Here is a 23,450-nt window from a genome sequence, read left to right as displayed (position 1 = left end):
TTTTAAACTTTATTAAAATAAAACCCATAAAACTAAAGGTTCCGCCTAGAATTTTATGGGTATATATTTACTTTCTTAACTTTCCTTAAGACTTTGCAGTCCATCTTCTTTTCCCCATGCTGATATTGTTGGAACAATATTTATAAAAGCATTTTCATCTATCTTTGTTATAAAATCTTTTATAAGCATAGCCTCTCTCAATGAACATACAGATATTATTTTTTCTCTTTTAACATGATTATATCCTCCATAGACATAACCTATACTATATCCTCTATTTATTGTATTCTTCATAAAATCAGATATTTTTTCCAGCTGGTCGCTTATTACGACTACTTTTACCAATGAAGAACCGAATCCAAATAGTACTACACTTATGGTTTTACTGTATATCATTTGCATAATAATCGCATAGAGGACAGCTTTTTTTCCAAAAACAAATCCTGATATTATAAGAATAGTTATATCTATACAGAGTAGGACCTGACTGATTCCCATAAAGGAAAGCAGTTTTTTGTGGAGGATTTTTGCTACAGTATCAGAACTTCCTTGAGAAAATCCTTTTTTCAGAACCAGTCCTGTTCCTATTCCCATAAATATACCATAATAGATACATATCAATATCTTGTCAGAGGTATCCTGTAAAAAATTAAATTTTATATTATTCACCAATATAAGTATCAATGGATATGTTGTAGATAATAATATTATTTTTTTTACTTCTTTGATCCCTAATATTATTTTTGCACCTATTAATATTAAAATACAAATTCCATAATAAATATATGTATAATTCATATTTATTACTTTTCCAATAGTAAGAGATAACCCTGTTATTCCTCCAGTGACTAGATTATTAGGTTTTAAAATACAAACAATTGAAAATGCTTGAATTATGCAACCTATATATACAATGATATAATCTGTTATTTTTTTATTCATTGAATACATCACATCTCCTACATTTATTCTTATTACTTCGAATAATTATCTCTTAATTTTTTTAAATAATCTACAGTTTCAATCAATCCATTTAATTGATCTTCTATCAGTTTTTCCAGCATTTCCTCAGATACTTCATGTGGATAATAATATTGAGCTGGCTTTATAATATTATAGTCATAAGGATGTTTTTCAACTTTAAAAGTTCCTTCTCCTACTTTTTCTACTCCCCCAGTTCCTGGTGTTCTTTTAAACTGAGCACAATATGGATGACAGCTTTCTACATTTATTCTAGTAAGAGATGATTTTTCCATCAAAATATTAAAACATTTTTCTAAATCAATATTTCCTCTTCCAGCTGGAACTCCACAAACTACATATCCATATTTATCTTCTGGTTCTTCTATTATTATATGATCTTTAAAATGAGTAGTATAAGTATATGGTGCCATATTTTCTGCAGCTTTTACTGGTTCTTCCCAAGCCATCATAGAGTTTCCAAAGTCAAATAAAAATCCTACCCATTTAGAATCTATCTTTTTTATTACATTTACTAGTTCTTCTGACGTTTCATATTCGTGATTTTCCAATGCAAGCTTTATTCTATATTTTTCTAATAATGGAATAATTCTTTTTACTTTCTCTATTCCTTCATCATATGACTTCATATCAAAATCATAACGTACTTTAGCAAAATCATAAGCTCCCTCTGCTCCAGAAGTATTTTCTTTCCTTTCAAGAGGTTTGATTGGTATATATGATCTGATTACATCTGCACCTAATTTATTTGCAACTTCCAACACCTCTACCAAACGTTCATAGTCAAGATTTCTCATATCCAGCTCTACATACATTCCATATTTATTCAATAACTCTTTTATTTTTCTCAAATGTTCATCTGAGTTGCTTTCTAAAGCCCCCCAATTTTCATCAAGATTATAATCTTTTATAACATTTATCTGAACTCCATCCAATCCAAGTTCATGAGCTTTCTCTATAAATCCAAATATATCCATTCTCTTATGCTGCAGCCATAAATGAAGACTTTCTGTTTCCAATCCCAATTTCAACATTTTTTCCTCCTGAGTATATTTTTATTAATCTGCTATTTCTTGATTCTTTTTCTTCTTTATCATTCCTAATAAGATTGTTGTAATAACTACTCCCACTATTGCAAATCCTATCATTGTCATAAATACCATTCTATATCCTGCCATTCCTGGATGTCTGTCAAGCATATTTCCATAAAGTGCAAAGGCAAACATTTGTGGAGAATATCCAAAAATACAAGCTATTGACATTGCTGCTCCACTTATATGTCTAGGAACTTTTATCTCATCAATCGGAGCAAAGAATACTGCTCTCATAGAGAAAATAATAGCACCAAACCCTAAAGTACAAGCCATACCAACATATACATTCATAGTTTCATGAGGCAGAAGTGTAAATCCAAACATTGCTATTGCTGCTGCTATCAAAGCTACTCTTAAGAATTTAGTTGCTGATTTAAACTTCTTATCAACAAGCATTCCTCCAACAGGGCCACCAACCATTTTCAAACCATATTGATTTACTATTCCATAGGCACCAATCAATGTCACTGGCATTCCATAAATATCTTTCAAGAATGGAATAAAGTATGTCAAACCACAGTAAACTGAGTATATAGATGCTATTGTCAATGATACTACCCATATTTCAGGAGTTTTTACTGCTTGAATTACTCCCTGCCATGCCAGTTTATTCTTATTTATCTTTTCTCCATCAGCTACAACTATTTTATCATCTTCAACAAGGATATATGATATTATTCCTGTTAATATAACTGCTCCTGAATAAAAAAGTATTGATCCTCTTAAAGCTACTGACCCTTTTCCTAATAGTGCAAATATTCCTAATGCTGAAAATGCAACTATTGTATCTACAACTCCTCTTCCAGCTTCTAAAAATCCAAATAATCTTCCCTGTTCTGTTTCATCTCCAAGCAGTCTTATTGCTTTTAAAAGAACTGGCCAGTATACCACTTCCCCAAAGAAAGAAAGTAATCCCCATGCTAGTAAGATTCCTCCATACCCCGGAAATGTTGATATATATATTCCAATCAGCCCAATACATACAAGAGAAAAAGATATCATTATTCTCTTTGAAAATCTGTCTGATATATATATAGAAGCAAAGTTACCTATTGTCTGTACTAGTCCATATACAGAAAGAGCTGCTCCTATTTGTGTATGTGTTAATCCCATAAATTCCTGCATAGGTACATAAAAAGCATCTTTTAATGAAGAAAGTTTAAATATTGTTCCTCCCCCAATTACCAAGACTACAAATGTAAACCATTTTTTAAAATTTGCACTTTTTGTCATTTTTCATCTCTCTCCTTAATATTTTTTATTTTCTCTTATATTTGTAAATATATCACATCAAAAATGTTTTTTCAAGTTATTTTTTGTATTTTTGTTGTTTTTTGTTGTTTTTTGATATTATTTAAAAACATATAATATGAAAATAACTCATTTAAAGAAAAAAAGAGAAACTTAAAAGCAATAAAAAAACTGCCTGATTTTACTCAGACAGCTTTCATTGTTCAGTTGATTAAATTTTTATTTTATATACAGCTTTTTTTATTTTTTTCTTTTCTCCAACTTTTAAACATGGCATATGAGGTTCCAGTGGAAGAAAAAGAATAAATCTATCTTTTGACATTTTACACATCACTTCTATTTCTCCATCTAAATGATCATAGTCTTTTTCTGAATCATAGTTATTTCTCTCTTTCAGCACTTCTCTTGCTGAATATCCAAAATTTTCTTCTCCATCAACTATTAATTGAATATCTATATATTTTTGATGGCTTTCAAAACAAGTTTCAGATACTTCTCTTGTTAATAAGTTTTCCTGTACATTAAAATATATGTTATCTCCATCTACATCATGCCTTCCTTCAGAAGCATTCAAATAATCTCCAGCCATTATACTTTCAACAGCTCTATCAAAATTAGCAGATATTCCCTTATAATTTTTTAAATTTTCTAAAGTATCAAATATCATTTTACATCTCCCTTAAATACTTTACTATTTCTTTTTGGTTTCTTGTATTTTTCAGCAACTTTATTAAATATATATGAAAATATGATTATTGTTATAACTCCAACAGCTGTTCCGTATACTCTGTTAGTATAATAAAGCATAGGTGTCAATCCAGGCTTTTTCATGTTAACCATTATAAACATAAAAACTATTCCCCCTAAAGAAGCAGGAACTTTTACAAATATTTCTGTTATTATTATTACAAGTATTATTCCAACCGAACACCAAAAAGTACCTGTAAAGCCTGAAAAATATAAAGCAAATGCTACAAATCCTCCAAACACTGTGCTGAGAAATCTTTCTTTTGTCCGCAAAAGAAGTTCATCCCATTCGAGTCTAAAAGGTACTACAATAGCAAGAGCACAATAATACAGAGTATAATTTGTTATATACACAGGATCAAAAAAGTGATTGATAAACTTTATTGCTGCCAATCCTAAAATAACAGCCATTCCTGGTTCTAATCCTCTCATTATCTGCTTCTTCAAGTCAGCTTTTGGCGTTGGTGGTACTTTATTTTTCATTTCTTCTTTATCAAAAAATGCGTTATACAGCGTAATTACAAGAGATATTGCAGCAACTCCAGCAAAAGTCCCTATTACTCTTTCCATAAGATAGGCAACTGGAGTTCTTTCAGGATCAACATTCAGCATAATATAAGTAAAAGCTATACATCCTACAGAAGATGGAATTCTCATTACAATTTCATTGAAGCAGCATACAACACACAGTCCTAATATATACATAACAAGATTTTCCTGAAATCCCATATAGCATATAATAACTGCTATTACTCCTCCAAATATAGTTGTCATGACTCTTTCATAGGCTTGTTTTCTTGTTTTTGAATCATTTAAATCTGATACATTCAAAGCTCCTATCCCTGCATAAAAATGAGAAAGGTTAAAATAATTACACACCCATATGGATATGGCAACTGCTATAGATACTAAAAATGCTCTCTTTAGTATTTTGACATTTTTTTCTACCATAGTTCTCCTTAGATTACTCAGCCAAAATCATGTCATCTCTCCCCAAGACATGAATCTGTTCAGCCTTTTTTATATAATAAGTATATTTTAAATATATTCAAAACTATTTTATCTTTTTTATAGCATTTTTACAATACTTTTATGCATATAAGTCAAATTTATTTTACTTTTCTTTCAAGCCATGTTATTTCTGCATCTATATCTTTAGAACTATTTTTTCCATTGTATTCTTTAGCTTTTCTATAGCAATCTAAAGCTTCTGCATATTTTCCTATCTTTTTAAAAACTGCTCCTGCTTTTTTATATATCCATGTATCTCTTCTATTTTCTTCTGTAATTACCTTATAATAATACTTTGCTGCATTTTCATAGTCGCCTATCTTCTCATAATTAGCAGCTATACTATAATTTTCTACTTTACCATTTTTTTTTTCACTTTTCTTATAATATTCCGCTGCTTCTTCTCTTCTATCAAGTTTTGTAAGAACATCAGCTATGTTTGAAAAATTATTTGAATCTTCTGGATCTGCTTCTTCAAGTCTTTTGTAGTATTCTAAAGCTGATTCATATTTTCCAAGCACTTTATATACATCTCCAAGTTGTCCTAAAAGCCAGTTAGATGGTTCTTTTTCTGCTTCTGCCTTCTTAAAATAATCTAAAGCTTCTTCATGTTTCTCCATCTTAGTTAAAAGCCATCCATATTCTCCATTTATCCAAGAGTCATCTCTTCCCTGCTTCATGGCTCTTTCTATGTACACCATAGCTTCTACATACTTATCCTGCTCTCCAAGATTCCAACCTATTTGTGAATTTAACCAATCATCTGCTTCTTCCATTTCTTCAGCTTTTCTTAAATATCCTAAAGCTTCTTCAAATTCATCAAGCATACCTAGATTCCAGCCTATTTCTCTGTACAGCCATGCATCTGGATCCTCTTCCATTTTTTCCGCCTTTCTCAGACATTCTAAAGCTTCCTTGTATTTATCCATTTTTCCTAAATTCCATCCAAGTTCTCTATTTACCCAAGCATCATCTCTTCCTAATTCTTTAGCTTTTCTCAAATAGAATATAGCCTCTTCTACTTCTCCTAACTTCCCTAAATTCCATGCAAATTCTGTACAAATCCAAGGAGTTAAATTATCTTTGTCTTCAGCTTTCTTTAAGTATTCTAAAGCTTCTTTTGGATTTTTAACTCTTCCAAGGTTCCATGCAATCTCGCGGTATAACCATCTACTGCTGTCTCCCTGTTCCTCTGCTTTTTTTAATTTCTCAAGAGCTTCTTCATATTTTCCTAATTTTCCTAGATTCCAGCCTATTTCAGTATTCAGCCATGAGTCAGCTCCCTCAATCTCTTCAGCTTTTCTTAAATATTTCAGAGCTTCCTCTTCTCTATCCCCTTCTAATCTCCCTATACACCATCCATATTCTCTGAAAAACCATGCATCATCTCTTCCCATATCTTCAACTTTTTTCAAATATTCATAGGCCTTCTCATATTGATCTAATCTATCATAATTCCACCCTATCTCACTATTAATCCACTCATCATCTCTTCCTAGTTCACTTGCTTTTAAAAGATATTTTAAAGCTTCCTCGCTTCTATCTAATTTTCCTAAATTCCATGCAAGAGTAGAAAAAACCCATGTGTCATCTCTTCCCTGTTCTACAGCTTTTTTCAGATAAGCCACTGCTTCCTCATCTCTACCCATTTTTCCAAGATTCCAACCTATCTGTGAATTTGTCCATGCATCTGGTTCTTTCATTTTCTCTGATATTATTAGATTTTCAAGAGCTTCTTCATATTTTTTTAATATACCTAAATTCCAGCCTAGCTCCTCAAATATCCATGTATCATCTCTTCCCAATTCTTTAGCTCTATTCAGATAGTATACTGCTTCTTCATTTCTATCTAATCTTCCCATATTCCAACCTAATTCACTATTAATCCATACATCATCTCTTCCTAGTTCCTTAGCTCTATTCAAATAATATACTGCTTCTTTACTCTTTCCTAGAGCTCCAAGATTCCAACCTATTTCACAGCATAACCATGTATTTTCTTCCTCTTCTCCCTCTACTTTTCTTAAATATTCTAAAGCTTCCTCTTTTCTCCCTAATTTTCCAAGTATCCATCCTGTTGTTGAATTAGTCCATGTATCTGCTTTCCCATTTATTTCATTCTCAGTAAGGAGCTCTAGAGCTTTGTCGTATTCCTGATTTTCTAAAAGTTCATCTACCCTGTTTTTTAAATCTTCCATTTTTCCTCCTTATTCTATGTTTAAAAACATTGTCCTGTTAAGTGTTTCAAATCCCTTTGCTTCATAAAAAGATAGAGCTTCAAAATTCTGTTCATAAACTTTTAATTCTATTCTGTTTATATTCCAATCTCTCGCCCAATCTATAACACAATCTACAAGCATACTTCCTATTCCATGTCCTTTAAATTTTTCACTTACTACAAGATTATCTAATGCTACCCATTTCATATCTATTTTTACTGGAAAAGGCTGATTTTTAGTAACCATCACTTCTGCTATTCCTACTATCTCTCCCCCACGTTCAGCTACAAATATCTCTCTATATGGGGTTGCTATAATGCTTTTTATGTACTCTAGAGATCTTCCTTCCTCTTCTGGCTTCTTAAAAAGCTCTGGATATTTTTCCAAATGAAGTTCATCAACTTCTCTATACAAAGTATTAATACTCTCTATATCATCTAATTTTACTGTTCTTATTATTATATCCATTTCTCCCCCTTACATTAAGTATTCCTCTTCTAAAAATAAAAAGAGGTCGGCCTTTGAACCTTCCTCTTTATTTTATCATTATAATAGATTTTCTGCTAGACTGATTATTTTATTCTGTATATGAAGCTGTAAATCTTATCACAGTACCTTTTAAATTTTTTATCTTACTCTCTGAAGTATCCCATATGTAATTATACTTATATACTGCTCCATTACTTTGTATTGTTTTGCTTGCCTCTCTTATTTCAAGTCCAGCATCTTCCTGAGAAACATTTAAACTGTATTCTACATTCATATTTCCTGTTCCAGTCAGTGTCAAAGTATGTCCTGATACTCTTCCTACCTGCCCATCCAAAAGAATTCCAAAATCAATCTCATTTCTGTCAGAAGTTATTGTAATAGGGTCTTTTACTTCATATACTGCTGTTGGTCTAAAATATGCCCTTTCACTTGAATACACTATTATTGATAAAAATATATTCAATATAAAAATTATTTTTTTCATTTTTCTCCTACCTATATATAGCTGTTAATTTTATTACTTTCATTTTTTCTTTTTCTGGAGTATCTAATTCAATAAACTGCTTAGTTTTTAAAACTTCTATTAAATCTTGATTTAAAATGCTGCTTTTTACTTTTATATTAAATCCAGTTTGAGATTTTTCTGCACTGATTTTTGAAATGTCTATATCTACTAAATCATTTTTATCACTAAATAATTCCATATTTTCATGGTTAAAGACAAGAGTTATATTTCCATCAGCAGCAAGATTTATTATTTCAATTTTTAGAGGTGCTTTTTCTTCTAAACCCTTTATATCTATTATTTTTCCTTTCATTGACATTTCAGATTTTGCTACCATTTTACTAAAATTAGTATTTTGATAAATACTATAGGAATATTCAAAGAAAAAAATAAACAATAAAGGAAAGGTGATTGCTTTCATTTTAAATCTCCTCTGTAAAAATTAATTTTCCCATTTCAAAAATACCATTTTCTATTTCATCTGGCTTTATAGTAATTTCAATTTTATTTTTCATAGGTTTATACAGTTCATCTCTTGAAGACAATTCAACAGTATAATTTCCTTCTATTAAACCATCTACTATAAAATAACCATCAAATTCAGGTTTTAAACTTTTTACTTCTTTATCTCCATTCTTTATAACTATTTTAATTTTATTAAATATATATGGAAGACTTTCCACATCAATATTTTCTCCATGTACAATTACATTCCCACTTAGAGAGATAGTATTTTGAAATGGTATATCTATTTTCATTCCAGTAGATGGCATCAATTTATAATATTTTTCTTCATCATAATACAGCAGTGGATCAATGTATGTTCTATCAACTCTCACATTAAATTCAGCATTAGATGATATATCTTCTATCAGATAATTTCCATCAGCATCTGTTTCTATACTTTTTCCTAAGATACTTACCTTTATATCTGGTAATACTTCATCTTCTACATCAAACCTAGAATTTGCATTGTTATCTATATATACTTTTCCACTTACCCATGAGTTAGATTTATTTTTTAATCTACTGTTTCTCTCTATATCTTCCAAAATGAGAATTTTTCTAAACTTAGTTCCCACTTTTTTAGTACTTCCCTTTTCATCACTTGCATCAAAAGAAATTTCAGTATCTACAAATGGCACTCCAAAATCTTCCAAATAAACAGTTCCATTCATTTCCATTTTTAAACGGTCATCATCTTTAGTAGAATAAGTAACTCCTAGTGACAAATCAAAATATTTTTTGCTGTAGTATCCATTATTTCTTCTTATAAACTTCACTGAATACTTATCTTCAAGCACTTCCCAATTATTATCATATTTTAGTTCTACTTCAGTTACTATATTAATATTATCAAAATATGATATTCCTGTTTGAAATCTTGTAATATGCCTATTTCTTTTAACATCATCTGAATATTCCTGAAATCTATATTCTAAAGTATTGCTCAAATATCTCTGATTATATCCTACACTTCCTATATAATCTGTATAATGATTCCCCTGATATGTTTCAACCTCATATCCAGTTCCAATATTCAGTCTTCCAAAACTTTTTCTGATATTAGCTCTATATTTTTCATCTTTCTTTTCTTCTTCACTTATTCTTCTGCTATATTTTTCTCCAATACCTTCAATTATAAAATCATAAAAATTCTGTCTATATTCCCAAGTAAGAGTTCCATCTCCTTCTTCTCTATCTTGATACCATATGATATTCGCCCAGAAAGGAAATTTAACAGGAGGAGAATTTATGTACATTCCATAGGACATTTCATCATATTTTTTTCTTTCTTCTGACTTTCCAGCCAGATTATAATATCCTACTTCTGCAGTCATAAAATTATTAAGTCCATATTTTAAAGTTCCAATAAAATCATTATCCCCTTTTCTATCAACTTTTCCACTCTGTATACTGTAATTCCATGTATTTTTGCTTAAATTCTTATTGTTTAACCATAGAGAAAGATCTTTTTGAATATATGTTCCATCTGTTTTATATATTCTTATATAATACTTATCTGTTAATGACTGTGTATTTATATTTTCAAATCTGTATCTTTGGTTTTCCGCATTTTGATAATCTATTAATATTCCATTTCTGTATAATTCAACTACTGACCCTGTTGGTGCGTAACCTTCAAAAATATTTCCATCTTTTTCTGTTACATCAAATCTTTCTGATGAATCTAAAATACTTATTCCATTTATATTATTATCTACATCATAAAAAGATGGTGTCCGCATATAAAAACTTCCTAAAACAACATCTTTTTTATCCATTACATTTTCGTATGTTAATGAAATTGAATCTATCTCAGGTTTACTTTTATTTTTTTGGCTGTCATCATAAATGCTGAATTCACTATCAAGTTCTCCATACATTAACTGTGTTGAGTAATTGATATCTAAAGACTTTCCTTTTCCTTCATTTAAATTAGTTTTTTCATACTCTATTTCAACTACTCCAGGAGAAAACATCTTCTTATTTCCTATAACATCATGAGCATCTTTTTCTCTTTCACTTCCCATACCTCTTCTTTTCTGCTCCTGTTCATATCTCATATCAGAGGGCAGTTTAAAAGGAAGCTTTATATTTATATTCAGCATTGGCAAATCAAATACTAATTTTTCTACTGGCATAACAGCACTTAATTTGCTTACATCAATATATAATTCTTGAGCTTTTACAAAAGAAATATCTGGATCAAATTCCCATTTTATCCTTTGTCCATTTGGAATAACTCCATTTACCTGTTTTTTTTCAAAATTTATCTCAATATCATTAAGTTCTGCAACATATAAAAATTCATTTAAAGGTATATACCCTATTTCCTTTACTTCATCAATATATAAAGGAAAAAATTCTTCTTTTACTCTGTTTATTTGAATATCCATATTTCCATCTACAATATTTTCCATATCAACAGAATAGGTAAAACTGCTGAAAAATATCAATATGCATATCAAAATTATTTTTTTCACTTTTTATACTCCACATAGACAGGATTTCCAACTTTTTCTCTAGCTGTCTTTGCTTTTACTTTTGAATTAACATATAAATTACCTTTTATTTCTAAATCAATTTCCCCATTTTTGTCTAAAATTAAAGCCTCATTATTCAATAAAATTATATCTGTAATATATATATTGTCACCTAATTCAAAATAATTATCCATTTCTACTTCTATTTCCTCAAATGGACTGCCTTTTATATTGAGTATAAGATTTCTAAGTGGAGCTACTTTCTTAGATGAAGAATTCTTTATAATAGTTCCAAAATAAAATCCCTGCTTTTCAGTTATTATAAGTGGTTTTAATTCTTGAGAAAAATTTATTGCTGTTATCATCAAGAAAATACATAGTAGTTTCAATTTCATATTTTCCCCTTTATAAAAAAGGAGGATTCCTCCTCCTGATTTAGTTATTTAGATTTAATCACTATATGTTGCTGTTACTATTACTGTCTCATTAGTCAGACTGTCTGTATCTGCCAATGGGGCATATGTTAATTTCAATGTAGCTGTTGCCTTTCCTGTTGAAGTTAAATCAATAACAGTCCCATAATCAGCTGTTATTCCACTATCACTTGCTATTGTTATAAAGCTTCCTGCACTACCTAAATCCGCTTTTATTTTAACTTTTTGTTCTTTAGTACCAGTAATATCTAATATTTTACTTTGATTTGAAGTTTTTGTAGCCATAACTCTTCCAAAGTCTATTGTGTCTCCACCTTGAGGAACTATATTTATTGCTGCTACTGCTGTTCCTTTAAGATTTATTGTTGTTGTTCCATCTGAATCTGCTCCAAATGCTGTTATAGATAATGCTGCCAATATTCCTACCATAAAAAACGTTTTTTTCATGATACGTCATCTCCTTTTTTATTTTAACTTTACAGTCTCACTATAAAGTACCTTACCTTTTCCAGCTACATTTATTTCTGCAGCTTCACCTTTTAAATCTTTAAGTTCTATTTTTATTGATGCTGTATTTCCTTTTAAAATTCTTCCAGTTTTTTCTTCCATTTCTCCTATCTTTTTCCCTTTAGCAGAAAGATCGTTTATTTTAACCTCTGGTCTTAAGCTGTATTTCCCGTTATTTTTAATATTCATTGTAAGTTCATTATCTACAACTTTTACATTTGAAACAACTATATCATATTCTACTTTTCCTTTAGTCCCATACACTGTAAGCCCATGTCTTCCAGCTAAAGTCAATGTACTTTGCCCCTCCACCACTTCAGGCAGTTCCTCTATATATATCAGTCCTCTGTATTCTCCATCTGGTTTTTCTTTAGGAGCTCTTACAGAAAACTTTATTCTTCTTTCTGAATTTCCTTCCAGAGTCATAGTTCTTGGATATATTCTCAGCCAGTCTCCAAGATACTCTTCATCTTTAATATTTTCATCTTTTCCTGGATAAACTTTTACTCTGATAGGTTCATTTGAATTATTTACAAGTATTATTTCCTCAGTAGCTGATCTATCCAGATTCATTTCAAATATTCCTGGTGCTACCGAAGTTCTGAAGAATGCAAAACTACTTACAGTTACCATCAAAAACATAAATACAATACTCATTAATTTTTTCATATTCACTCCTCATTTAATCATAGGTAGCAGTAAAAACTATAGTGTCCTCTACTTCATCTCCATGATTCATTTTATTTAAAATTTCTGTATTATATGATATTTTAAATTTTTTCTCTTCTCCATCAGATACTTTCTCTATCTTATAGAGATTTTTTTCATTTCCACTATAATCTACATCTTTTAAATTTATAGACCCATTTGTATACTCTTCTTTCAAGCCAAATGTAAGCGTTTTCATACTTTTATTATTTGATCCCTTGATATAGTTTTCCATTACTATTTCATTTGTTTCTACTCCATCTACTTTTACAACTAATGAAGCATTGGCAACAACTTTCCCTGTTATCTTTATTACAGTAGAAACTTGTTGAAACTCCCCTGAATACAAATTTAAACTTATTAACAAAAACCAAAAAATTTTTTTTATCATAAGCTTATCATCCCTGTTTTGTTTATTTCCATCTTTATTTGGTATTTTTTTGAACAATTATATCTTTAATCGAATTATAGCATACAAAATATATAAGTTCAATAAATATCTTTATTCCTTATTTTGAGATAAAATAACTAATTATATATACTAATATGCTTTTTTCGTTAAGGTTCAAAATTTCAATTAATAAACTTCTTTTATTTAAATTTTCAAAGCTAAAGTGTAAACAAAGTAAAATTTAATTGAAATAAATAACATAAAAAAAATCTATTTTATCTATAAGTAAAATAGATTTAAAGATGTTTTAAGAAAATCAACTTAACTCTCAAAAACAAAAAAACAGGCATATAATACACCTGTTTTCCTATTTTAAAAATTATAATAATTTTTCAGCTAAACGAACTTTTACTAAAGCTTCATTTAAATTCTTTTCAGTTAGAAGAATATCTTTATCTTCTTTTAATTTATCTAATTTAGCCTTAGCTTCTTCAGCCTCTTTTCTAGCTCTTTCTAAGTCTATCATTTCACACGGCATAGCTTCATCAGCTAGCACAGTTACAATATTATTAGATATTTCTAGAAATCCTCCTGAAACAAAGTAACATTTTTCTTCACCATTGAGTCTGATTTTCATTTCACCAATAGCAAGCCCTGCAACAAAAGGTGAATGATTGGGAAGGATTCCCATTTCTCCTTCAGTAGTTCTTACCAAAAGAAACTCTGCTTCCTGTTCCAAAACTTTTTCTTGATAATTTACAACTTTAACTTTAAAAGTAGCCATAATTATTCATCCCCTTTCATAAGGTCTCTTCCTTTAGCCACTGCCTCCTCTATAGTTCCTACAAATAGGAAAGCTTGTTCAGGGATATCATCATGTTTACCTTCAAGGATTTCTTTAAATCCTCTGATAGTATCTTTTACAGTAACATATTTTCCTTCCATTCCAGTAAACTGTTCAGCAACAGAGAATGGTTGAGAGAAGAATCTTTGAATTTTTCTAGCTCTTGATACTGTAAGTTTATCTTCATCAGACAATTCATCCATACCTAGGATAGCAATAATATCTTGAAGTTCTTTATATCTTTGAAGAACTTCCTGCACTTCTCTGGCTACCTCATAGTGCTCTTTTCCTACTACTTCAGCTGATAAAGCTTTTGATGTAGAATCAAGAGGATCAACTGCTGGATAGATACCTAGAGAAGCTATATTTCTAGATAAAACTGTAGTTGCATCCAAGTGTGAGAATGTAGTTGCTGGTGCAGGGTCAGTAAGGTCATCTGCTGGTACATATACTGCTTGCACAGATGTTATTGATCCTGATTTAGTTGAAGTGATTCTTTCTTGCAAAGTTCCCATTTCTGTAGCAAGGTTAGGTTGATATCCAACAGCTGATGGCATTCTTCCTAACAGTGCTGATACTTCAGAACCTGCTTGAGTAAATCTGAATATATTGTCTATAAATAGAAGAACGTCTTGTCCTTCTTTATCTCTAAAATTTTCTGCAATAGTAAGACCTGTAAGCCCTACTCTAAGTCTTGCTCCAGGTGGTTCATTCATCTGTCCATAAACCAGAGATGTCTTAGATAAAACTCCTGACTCAGTCATTTCATCATAAAGGTCTCTACCTTCTCTTGTTCTTTCTCCAACTCCAGCAAAAACTGAAAGTCCTCCATGTCCCTTAGCAATGTTGTTGATAAGCTCCATGATAAGAACTGTTTTCCCAACTCCAGCTCCTCCAAACAATCCAATTTTTCCACCTTTTATATATGGTGCCAATAAGTCGATTACTTTTATTCCTGTTTCAAAGATCTCAGTTTCTGTTTCCTGCTCTTCAAAACTTGGGGCATCTCTATGTATAGGAAGAAATTCTTCAGTTTCAACAGGTCCACCATCATCAACTGGCTGCCCTAGAACGTTTAATATTCTCCCAAGAACCGCTTTCCCTACTGGTACTTTTATAGGGGAACCAGTATCTATTACTTCCATACCTCTTTGCAGACCATCAGTAGAGTCCATTGCTACTGCTCTTATTACATTGTTACCTAGATGCTGTTGAACTTCAAGTACAAGTTCCTTATCTCCTACTTTTACTTTCAATGCATTATATATACTAGGCAGCTGGTCTTTAAAAGACACGTCTACAACGGCACTGATAATCTGTGTTATAGTTCCTTTGTTCTCCACGCTATTGCCTCCTTATCTTTAATTTAGAGCTGCTGCTCCACCAACTATTTCAGTTATTTCTTGAGTAATAGCTGATTGTCTCTCTCTATTATATTTCAGATTAAGATCTTTTATCATCTCTTCTGCATTATCTGTAGCACTCTTCATCGAATTTTTTCTTGCTGAATGTTCACTGGCAGTATTATTCAAAAGAGCCTGATATATTTCAACATTCAAATATTTAGGAAGAAGTGCAGATAAAATAGTTTCTGCATCTGGTTCAAAAATATATGCTGTATTTTCTGTAGCTTCTACTCTTTCTATAGGAATAAGTTTTCTTACTAAAAGGTCACTTCTCAAAGCTGATACAAATTTATTATAGATCATATACACTTCATCAAAGATTCCATTATAGTAATATTCAACTATATTTTCACTTATCTCTTTTGCCTTATCTCCCATTGTTTCAGGAATAAGTTGGATATAGCTTGCTTTCAGGTCATACTTTCTCTTAGAACAGTACTCTCTTCCTTTTCTCCCTATAGCAATCACTGAAACCTCTTTTCCACTATTATTTCTCATGATTTTTTCCATTTCTCTAAGAGTGTTGTTATTAAATCCTCCACAAAGTCCTCTGTCAGATGTCATAACTATTACTCCTATCTTCCTGACTTCTTCTCTTCCATCAAAAAGAGGGTGTTTTTCACTCTTAACTCCTGCTGCTATATTAGACAAGATGTTATGGATACTTTCAGCATAAGGTCTTGATTTAGTTACTAATGCTGAAAATCTTTTGAATTTTGTAGTAGAAACAATTTCCATGGCTTTAGTGATCTGGTGAGTAGACTGAACACTTTTAATTCTGCTTTTTATCTCTTTAGCTCCAGCCATTATCCCACCTCTTTCTAGTTAAAGTTTTTTTTGAAAGCGTTGATAGCTTCTCCCAATTTTGTTTCCATCTCTTTACTCAGGGCTTTTTTATCTTTTATCTCAGCTAAGATATCTGTAGTATTTCTAAGCTCTGTCAGAAGTTCATCTTCAAATCTTCTTACTTTATCAACATCTACAGAATCAAGATATCCATTGATAACCGCAAAGAATGCAACTACCTGTTCTTCAACTGGGAAAGGTCTATATTGTGGTTGTTTTAGAACTTCCATAATTCTGTTACCTCTTTCCAACTGAGCCTTTGTAGATTTATCAAGGTCTGATCCAAATTGTGCAAATGTCAATAGTTCTGTATATTGAGCTAGTTCAAGTTTAACTTTAGAAGCAACCTGTTTCATAGCTTTTATTTGTGCAGAACCTCCAACCCTTGATACAGATATACCAGCATTTATAGCTGGTCTGAATCCAGAGTTGAACAATTGAGAGTCTAGAAATATCTGCCCATCAGTTATAGAAATAACGTTTGTAGGAATATATGCTGATACATCTCCTGCCTGTGTTTCTATTATTGGAAGAGCTGTTATAGATCCTCCACCTAATTTATCAGATAATTTAGCTGCTCTTTCAAGTAATCTTGAGTGCAGATAGAATACATCTCCTGGATAAGCTTCTCTTCCAGGTGGTCTTTTAAGCAGTAGTGACATTTCTCTGTAGGCTACTGCATGTTTTGATAGGTCATCATATACTATAAGTACATGTTCCCCTTTATCTAGGAAATATTCTCCCATAGATACTCCTGAATATGGAGCCATATATTGTAATGGAGCCGCTTCAGATGCTGTAGCTGCAACTATAGTTGTATATTCCATAGCTCCTGCATCTTCCAGTTTTTTATAGATTTGAGCAACAGTAGATCTTTTTTGTCCAATTGCAACATAGATACATTTTACTCCTGTTCCCTTTTGGTTAAGGATAGCATCAATAGCAATAGCTGTTTTTCCTGTTTGTCTATCTCCAATTATAAGTTCTCTTTGTCCTCTACCAATAGGTACCATACCATCAATAGATTTAATTCCTGTTTGTAATGGTTCAAATACTGGTTTTCTAGAGATAATACCTGATGCTTTTCTCTCTATCTCCATGTATTTTTCAGCTTTAATTTCACCTTTTCCATCAATTGGTTCTCCAAGAGCATTTACTACTCTTCCTAGTAAAGATTCTCCAGCTGGAACAGAAACAACTCTTCCAGTTGCTCTTACTTCATCTCCCTCTTTTATCAAAGAGAAGTCTCCAAGTATAACTGCTCCTACATTATCCTCTTCAAGGTTCAATGCCATTCCCATAACACCATGTGGAAATTCCAATAGCTCTCCTGACATTGCACTGCTCAATCCATAGACTCTAGCTATACCATCTCCTACTTCTAAAACAGATCCTGAAGTTTTTATATCAAGACTTTTTTTATAGTTCTCAATCTCATTTTTGATTATGCTGCTTACTTCTTCTGGCCTAATTTTCAACTGATTACACCTCCTGCTTTCCAAGCCTTTCTATTTTTTTCTTAGGGAATTCAATTCTTTACGTATAGATCCATCAGTTACCTGATCTCCTATTTTTATGATACCTCCACCTATGATAGATTTATCAATTTTAACTTCAAGATTGATTTTTTTCCCTGTTTTTTTCATTAATTTTTCTATTAATTTTTCTTTTTGCAGCTCACTTGGTTCAACAGCAAAGGTTGCTTCAACATCAAGTATCTGATTTTTTTCATAGTATATTTTCAGATATTCTGCCACAATGTTTCTTATGTTTTCCATTCTTTTTTTATCAAGAATATAGAACATTATATTTAAAGTCCCCTCATCAGAATCCTTAAAAATAGAACTTAATACTTTTTTCTTTTCATCTTCTTCAATAAGAGGATGTGTAATAAAAGTTTTAAATTCATTATCATTTTTATATAATTCCATAAGAGCATTTAGCTTTTCATAAATGGGTTTTACTTTGTCAGTAGATTCAGCGATTTCATAGATAGCTTCTGCATATCTTCTTCCTACTTGATTATCAATCATCTTTCTTCCCCTACCTCTTCTATAAACTCATCTATTAAGGTAGACTCAAGTTTAGGATTTATTTTTTCTTCAATCAGCTTTTCAGCTAATCTCACAGCTAAATCTTTTACCTCATCCTGAAGTTCTTTTCTTACATCTGATTTCATTTTAACAGCTTCAAGTTCAGCATTTTTTATGATCTTATCTCTTTGATCTTTAGCTTCGCTCAAGATGTATTCTCTTCTTTCATCAGCTTTATGTTCAGCTGTTTTCAGGATTTCATTTGCTTGAAATTTAGCTTTTTTCAGTAATTCTTCTGCTTCTTTTTGAAGTTTCATTGCTGCTTCTTTATTTGCATTAGCATCATTTAAATCGCTTGTTATTTTTGCTTTTCTTGTCTCAAGCATTTTTCCCAAAGGTTTCTTGAAATATTTATTAAATACAAAGACAAGTATAAAAAAGTTGATTATCTGCCAGAACATATTGACATCTATCGATACTGCTGGCATAATTGTTGTCGCCAAATTCTCTACCTCCTTTCCAGATGATGATAAATTTCTCTTTTTATTTTAAAGAAATTATCCTAACATTCCTACGAAAGGGTTAGCATATAATAATATCAAAGCGATAACTAGAGAGTAAATACCAGTTGACTCTGCAACTGCTTGTCCAAGTATCATTGTAGAGATAATATTACCTTTTGCTTCTGGTTGTCTAGCTACTGCTTCTACTGCTTTACCTGCTGCATAACCTTCTCCAATTCCTGGTCCTAATCCAGCTATCATTGCACAACCTGCTCCAATTGCTGATGCTGCTAATACTATAGTTTTTGCTAATAACATTTCATTCATATTTTATTACCTCCTAAAGTTCTATTGTTTTTTATCTAGTCTGTATACTCCGCATCTCCCAAAGAGCCTTGGATATATACCATACTCAGCATGATGAATACGAAACTTTGTACCAACCCCATAAATAAGTCAAAGTACAAATGCAAAGGTGCTGGAACTATTGCTGGTGCTGCCATATATAGAAGCCCCATGATAACTCCACCTGCGAACATGTTTCCGAAAAGTCTGACAGAAATATTAACTGGTTTTGCAAACTCTCCAACTATATTCAGAGGAAGCATAACTGGTATTGGTTCAATAAATCCTTTCAGATATCCGCCAAAACCATTTGTTGATATATTTGCTTTTAGGAAAGCAAATGTTGTAAGTAGTGCCAATCCTACTGTAGTATTCAAGTCAGCTGTAGGTGATCTAAAAGCTGGTGCTAACTGAAATACTCCATTCTCTACTGAATACCATGGTATAGGAAAGAATGTCACTATGTTAGATGTAAATATAAATAAAAAAAGTGTTGATATGTAGGAAAAATACTTTTTCTTCCATGATCCCAGCATCTGCTCAATTATAGCATCTAAAAAGTCATATACACTTTCCAGCATTATTTGAGCCTTTCCTGGTATCATTTCCAATTTTTTAGTTCCCAGCTTAAATAAAATAAACAGTACCAAAATAATAAACCAAGTGGTCACAACTGTTATTGTCACTGGCAAACCATAACCTCCATTAGCCATTTCCATTGCAAATGGCATTTTATGAAGAAATTCAGGAAGAGGGAGAAAAAATACAATTCTTGGTCCTTCCACCAAAGGGGGTGTTACGAACTCTATTGCTCCTAATCTCATCTGTTAAAACCCTCCTTTCATTGCGTCATCTTAGATATTTATCTCTAAGCTTCAATATATTTTCAGAAAGAATTATTAAAAGAATATTTGCCTTCACATTCAATAACCCTATTGCTGAACCTAATAACATGGGCAGCCCAAAAAAATGAGCCATCACACCAAGATATACTCCATAAATGGCATATCTTTTTGCATAACCTATAAAACCCCTTTTTCTCGAAACACTTTCAGAAGCAGCTATGGATTTTATATCAAGACAAAGCAAATAGAATACAAAAATAGACATCACACTACCTGAAAACATTCCCAGATAAACATATTCACTTTTTACTAATACTCCATATATAAGAATAATGACTGTTGTCACTGCTGCTCTTTTAAAAATTCTTTTTATATCATTCATTCCATCACCTTTTCTACTTTTTCATTATCAGCTTATATGCACTGTAAAAGCCGCTTACTATACCTATTAAAAGCAGTAGAATAAATAATATCGTGCTTTTAAAAAAATACTTCTCAATCATTTTATATATAAATATATAAAGTAGGATATTTCCAGCTATTAAAAAGCCAAGATACCCTAGTAATGAGAAATTCTTAATTAATTCTTTAGTTATCCATTTCATGAATAATTCACCATCTATACTGTATAATTTTATAATGTTTATCACTTTTAGTCAATGTTTTATTTCTATTCTGAAAATAATTTATCATTCTTTTACCATTTTGGTATTATTTTTTTAACAAATAAACATTTCGTCTGCCTGCAATCTCATCATTTTCTATAATTCTGATTAATTTAAGCCCAGATTCTTTTATTGAATCTTCAATCTCTTTTTCTGTAAATATCATTTTGCTGTAACTTTCAGTTACTTTGTCAAAAGTTCCTTTAGAATTTTTTACAAAATATGTAGCATCTATGTAGTCTATTCCTTCTTCTATTTCATGTTCCCAGATACAAGTTAAATCTTTTCTATTGTCAACAAAGATATCATTGGGAAACATCATTTCCATAAACTCTCTGTCTACAACATCAAAAATATATACCCCTTCATCTTTCAAAGAATTTCTTACACTTATAAAGTGACTTGTAAGTTCTTCTGTAGATAAAATATGATTCACTGTATCAAAAAGAGCAATCATTATATCATATTGAAAACCAGTATTAAAATCTACCATGTCCCCAAGGAATAATCTGACTTCTCTATGTTTTAATTTTCTGTCTGCTACTTTAAGCATTCCTTCAGATAAATCCAGACCGTGGCATTTATACTTTTTAGCCATTCTTAAAAGAAGCTCGCCAGTCCCACACCCTATATCCAGCAAATCCCTTCCTTGAGGATTTCCTTCAGCGATAAGCCCTTCTACTACCTTTTCCCATGCTCCATAATCTGAATATTCCATAAACTTATCATAGATTTTTGAAAAATATTTATACATATATATTCACCCTATTTATGCTAATTCTTTTTTTACTATTTCAGCAATTTCATTAACTACTTTTTCCACCATAGACATATCTTTCCCTTCTACCATAACTCTTACCAATGGCTCAGTTCCAGATGTTCTTACTAATACTCTTCCCAGTCCTTCCATCTCTTTTTCTTTCAGAGCTATAAAGTCTGTTATATTTTTATTCTGATTCCAGATATTTTTCTTTTTATTGTCCACTGTTACATTGATAAGTTTTTGAGGCCAGTCCTTTATATCTTTTACCATCTCATCAATATATTTTTTTTCATCTCTCAATGCTTCAACCAGTTTAAGTGATGTAAGTACTCCATCTCCAGTTGTTGCATGTTCTAAAAGTATAATATGTCCAGACTGTTCTCCACCAATAGCAGCTTCACTTCCTATCATCTTTTCCAAAACATATCTGTCTCCTACATTTGCTCTTAATAATTCTATTCCATTTTCTTTTAGATAATTTTCAAGTCCCATATTGCTCATTACTGTTGTAACTACTTTATTTCCTTTTAAATGTCCTTTTTTCTTCATTAAAAGGGCCAGAACAGCTATTATCTTATCTCCATCTATTATGTTTCCATTTCTGTCAACAGCCATAAGTCTATCAGCATCACCATCATATGCCAATCCTAAATCTGCCTCATAACCTATAACTACTTTAGCAAGAATTTCTGGATGAGTAGAACCACATTTTACATTAATATTCCTTCCATTAGGCGCATCATTTATTACTACTACCTCTGCTCCCAATGCTAAAAATACATCTCTTGCTATTCTGTATGCTGATCCATTAGCTGTATCAACTATTATTTTCATTCCAGTAAAATCACCTTTTACACATGAAAGAAGATGATCTCTATATAGGAAATATTCATCTTCTGCATATTTAAATCTTCCTACTTCATCTCCAGCTATGGCATCTTTAGTTATTTCAGCATAATTGTCCATTAATCTTTCAATTTCTGCTTCTGTTTCATCTGGAAGTTTATATCCATTTGGTCCGAATACTTTAAGTCCATTATCCTTTGCTGGATTATGAGAAGCTGATATCATTATTCCTGCATCTGCCCCTTTAGTTTTAGTTATATGAGCCACTGCTGGTGTTGATATAACTCCTACGAAATCTATATCCACTCCCATAGAGTTTAAACCTGCTGTAAGAGCTGATCTCAGCATATATCCTGATCTTCTTGTATCGCTTCCCATTATAACTTTTATTTTTCCATTATTTTTTTTCTGTTTAAGATAATATCCTAGTGCATACCCTAATCTGAGTGCTATATCTACTGTAAGTTCTCTGTTTGCTTCTCCTCTGATACCATCTGTTCCAAAATATTTTCTCATAATTTATTACCTCTTCTTAAATTTAATTTTTCTCCAATAAAGCCTGTTACAATTCCTGCCCCTACACCTATAGCCAAAAAGCCCCATACAAACATCATTATAGATTTTGAATACAGGGTAATATTCCTAAAGATAAGAAAATATACGACTATAAGTTGAATCATATTGTGAAGAAAGGCGGAAAGAGAACTGATTGCCAAAAGAGAAAGGTATTTCCTGAATTTATAAAGTCCAACCATAAATAAAGTAGTTGCTCCTCCAGCTGATAAACTTATTATAAAACCGGGGGTGAAAAGAGTTCCTAGCATAAGAGCCTGAATAAAGATTCTAAGCAGTACGACCTCAATCGCAAGCTTAGAATCAAATTTTTCAAGAGCTATCAAAACAGCTATATTGGATAATCCTATTTTCATCCAAGGAAAAGGTTTTGGAATAAAATTTTCTGCCAGAGAAAGATACAATGCAAGTAAAACTAAGGCGGTTAAATATATCTCTCGTCTGTTTTCCTTCATAC

General features: G+C 31.3%; 27 protein-coding genes. All 27 read right to left on the bottom strand.

The genetic code is table 11. The annotated features are described in order from the left end of the window. Positions 1 to 75: 75 nt before the first annotated feature. Positions 76 to 942, bottom strand: a complete 867-nt coding sequence (locus E0E45_RS15750; RefSeq protein WP_130892008.1) for a YitT family protein — start codon at positions 940 to 942, stop codon at positions 76 to 78. Between the two features lie 32 nt (positions 943 to 974). Then, the gene (locus E0E45_RS15745) at positions 975 to 2,015 is read right to left on the bottom strand and encodes a sugar phosphate isomerase/epimerase family protein (RefSeq protein ID WP_130892007.1); all 1,041 of its coding nucleotides are present in this window, start codon (positions 2,013 to 2,015) and stop codon (positions 975 to 977) included. A 24-nt stretch (positions 2,016 to 2,039) separates the two neighbouring features. Further along, complete coding sequence (locus E0E45_RS15740) at positions 2,040 to 3,308, bottom strand: MFS transporter (protein ID WP_130892006.1); 1,269 nt, start codon at positions 3,306 to 3,308, stop codon at positions 2,040 to 2,042. A 229-nt stretch (positions 3,309 to 3,537) separates the two neighbouring features. Next, the gene (locus tag E0E45_RS15735) at positions 3,538 to 3,993 is read right to left on the bottom strand and encodes a YhcH/YjgK/YiaL family protein (RefSeq protein ID WP_130892005.1); all 456 of its coding nucleotides are present in this window, start codon (positions 3,991 to 3,993) and stop codon (positions 3,538 to 3,540) included. Next, entirely contained in the window at positions 3,990 to 5,024 is a 1,035-nt protein-coding gene (locus E0E45_RS15730) for an FUSC family protein (RefSeq protein WP_130892004.1), read from the bottom strand. The genes E0E45_RS15735 and E0E45_RS15730 overlap by 4 nt, the downstream gene beginning before the upstream one ends. Before the next feature lie 158 nt (positions 5,025 to 5,182). Then, positions 5,183 to 7,282: a tetratricopeptide repeat protein gene (locus E0E45_RS15725; RefSeq protein WP_232044133.1), complete on the bottom strand. Its 2,100-nt coding sequence runs from the start codon at positions 7,280 to 7,282 to the stop codon at positions 5,183 to 5,185. Between the two features lie 9 nt (positions 7,283 to 7,291). After that, positions 7,292 to 7,771: a GNAT family N-acetyltransferase gene (locus E0E45_RS15720; RefSeq protein WP_130892003.1), complete on the bottom strand. Its 480-nt coding sequence runs from the start codon at positions 7,769 to 7,771 to the stop codon at positions 7,292 to 7,294. 109 nt (positions 7,772 to 7,880) lie between these two features. Then, positions 7,881 to 8,276: a hypothetical protein gene (locus E0E45_RS15715; RefSeq protein ID WP_130892002.1), complete on the bottom strand. Its 396-nt coding sequence runs from the start codon at positions 8,274 to 8,276 to the stop codon at positions 7,881 to 7,883. Between the two features lie 7 nt (positions 8,277 to 8,283). Continuing rightward, the gene (locus E0E45_RS15710; protein WP_130892001.1) at positions 8,284 to 8,718 is read right to left on the bottom strand and encodes a hypothetical protein; all 435 of its coding nucleotides are present in this window, start codon (positions 8,716 to 8,718) and stop codon (positions 8,284 to 8,286) included. Position 8,719: 1 nt separating this feature from the next. Next, the gene (locus tag E0E45_RS15705) at positions 8,720 to 11,284 is read right to left on the bottom strand and encodes a hypothetical protein (RefSeq protein WP_130892000.1); all 2,565 of its coding nucleotides are present in this window, start codon (positions 11,282 to 11,284) and stop codon (positions 8,720 to 8,722) included. Continuing rightward, complete coding sequence (locus E0E45_RS15700; RefSeq protein WP_130891999.1) at positions 11,281 to 11,679, bottom strand: hypothetical protein; 399 nt, start codon at positions 11,677 to 11,679, stop codon at positions 11,281 to 11,283. Before E0E45_RS15700 ends, E0E45_RS15705 begins: the two co-directional genes overlap by 4 nt. Before the next feature lie 54 nt (positions 11,680 to 11,733). After that, positions 11,734 to 12,165, bottom strand: a complete 432-nt coding sequence (locus E0E45_RS15695; RefSeq protein WP_130891998.1) for a hypothetical protein — start codon at positions 12,163 to 12,165, stop codon at positions 11,734 to 11,736. An 18-nt stretch (positions 12,166 to 12,183) separates the two neighbouring features. Then, on the bottom strand, positions 12,184 to 12,894 hold the full coding sequence (locus tag E0E45_RS15690) for a molecular chaperone (RefSeq protein ID WP_130891997.1): 711 nt from the start codon (positions 12,892 to 12,894) through the stop codon (positions 12,184 to 12,186). Positions 12,895 to 12,907: 13 nt separating this feature from the next. Beyond that, on the bottom strand, positions 12,908 to 13,324 hold the full coding sequence (locus tag E0E45_RS15685; RefSeq protein WP_130891996.1) for a hypothetical protein: 417 nt from the start codon (positions 13,322 to 13,324) through the stop codon (positions 12,908 to 12,910). A 379-nt stretch (positions 13,325 to 13,703) separates the two neighbouring features. Next, positions 13,704 to 14,108, bottom strand: coding sequence for an ATP synthase F1 subunit epsilon (atpC, locus tag E0E45_RS15680; RefSeq protein ID WP_130891995.1), 405 nt, complete (start codon positions 14,106 to 14,108; stop codon positions 13,704 to 13,706). A gap of 2 nt (positions 14,109 to 14,110) precedes the next feature. Further along, positions 14,111 to 15,511, bottom strand: a complete 1,401-nt coding sequence (gene atpD / locus E0E45_RS15675; protein ID WP_130891994.1) for a F0F1 ATP synthase subunit beta — start codon at positions 15,509 to 15,511, stop codon at positions 14,111 to 14,113. 18 nt (positions 15,512 to 15,529) lie between these two features. Continuing rightward, a complete protein-coding gene (gene atpG / locus E0E45_RS15670) occupies positions 15,530 to 16,381 on the bottom strand; it encodes an ATP synthase F1 subunit gamma (protein ID WP_130891993.1) in 852 nt (283 codons plus the stop codon). 14 nt (positions 16,382 to 16,395) lie between these two features. Then, positions 16,396 to 17,898, bottom strand: coding sequence for a F0F1 ATP synthase subunit alpha (atpA, locus tag E0E45_RS15665; RefSeq protein ID WP_005982523.1), 1,503 nt, complete (start codon positions 17,896 to 17,898; stop codon positions 16,396 to 16,398). Between the two features lie 30 nt (positions 17,899 to 17,928). Then, complete coding sequence (gene atpH, locus E0E45_RS15660) at positions 17,929 to 18,453, bottom strand: ATP synthase F1 subunit delta (RefSeq protein ID WP_130891992.1); 525 nt, start codon at positions 18,451 to 18,453, stop codon at positions 17,929 to 17,931. Continuing rightward, the gene (gene atpF, locus E0E45_RS15655) at positions 18,450 to 18,956 is read right to left on the bottom strand and encodes a F0F1 ATP synthase subunit B (protein ID WP_130891991.1); all 507 of its coding nucleotides are present in this window, start codon (positions 18,954 to 18,956) and stop codon (positions 18,450 to 18,452) included. Before atpF ends, atpH begins: the two co-directional genes overlap by 4 nt. 54 nt (positions 18,957 to 19,010) lie before the next feature. After that, a complete protein-coding gene (atpE, locus tag E0E45_RS15650) occupies positions 19,011 to 19,283 on the bottom strand; it encodes an ATP synthase F0 subunit C (RefSeq protein ID WP_005952243.1) in 273 nt (90 codons plus the stop codon). 35 nt (positions 19,284 to 19,318) lie between these two features. Next, on the bottom strand, positions 19,319 to 20,125 hold the full coding sequence (gene atpB / locus E0E45_RS15645; RefSeq protein ID WP_005982517.1) for a F0F1 ATP synthase subunit A: 807 nt from the start codon (positions 20,123 to 20,125) through the stop codon (positions 19,319 to 19,321). Between the two features lie 25 nt (positions 20,126 to 20,150). Then, the gene (locus tag E0E45_RS15640) at positions 20,151 to 20,528 is read right to left on the bottom strand and encodes an ATPase (RefSeq protein WP_130891990.1); all 378 of its coding nucleotides are present in this window, start codon (positions 20,526 to 20,528) and stop codon (positions 20,151 to 20,153) included. Positions 20,529 to 20,541: 13 nt separating this feature from the next. Then, a complete protein-coding gene (locus E0E45_RS18120) occupies positions 20,542 to 20,751 on the bottom strand; it encodes an AtpZ/AtpI family protein (RefSeq protein WP_130891989.1) in 210 nt (69 codons plus the stop codon). Positions 20,752 to 20,857: 106 nt separating this feature from the next. Then, positions 20,858 to 21,565 (bottom strand): class I SAM-dependent DNA methyltransferase, encoded by a 708-nt coding sequence (locus E0E45_RS15630; protein ID WP_130891988.1) that lies wholly within the window; start codon positions 21,563 to 21,565, stop codon positions 20,858 to 20,860. 15 nt (positions 21,566 to 21,580) lie between these two features. Further along, positions 21,581 to 22,936 carry a phosphoglucosamine mutase gene (glmM, locus tag E0E45_RS15625; RefSeq protein ID WP_130891987.1) on the bottom strand — a complete coding sequence of 452 codons (1,356 nt, stop codon included), beginning with the start codon at positions 22,934 to 22,936 and terminating at the stop codon, positions 21,581 to 21,583. Beyond that, on the bottom strand, positions 22,933 to 23,448 hold the full coding sequence (locus E0E45_RS15620; RefSeq protein WP_130891986.1) for a Gx transporter family protein: 516 nt from the start codon (positions 23,446 to 23,448) through the stop codon (positions 22,933 to 22,935). The genes glmM and E0E45_RS15620 overlap by 4 nt, the downstream gene beginning before the upstream one ends. Between the last annotated feature and the right edge of the window lie 2 nt (positions 23,449 to 23,450).

Origin of the sequence: Fusobacterium ulcerans ATCC 49185 (assembly GCF_900683735.1) — a bacterium.
Taxonomy (GTDB): Bacteria; Fusobacteriota; Fusobacteriia; order Fusobacteriales; family Fusobacteriaceae; genus Fusobacterium_A; species Fusobacterium_A ulcerans_A.
This window is presented reverse-complemented; position numbering and strand designations above follow the sequence as displayed.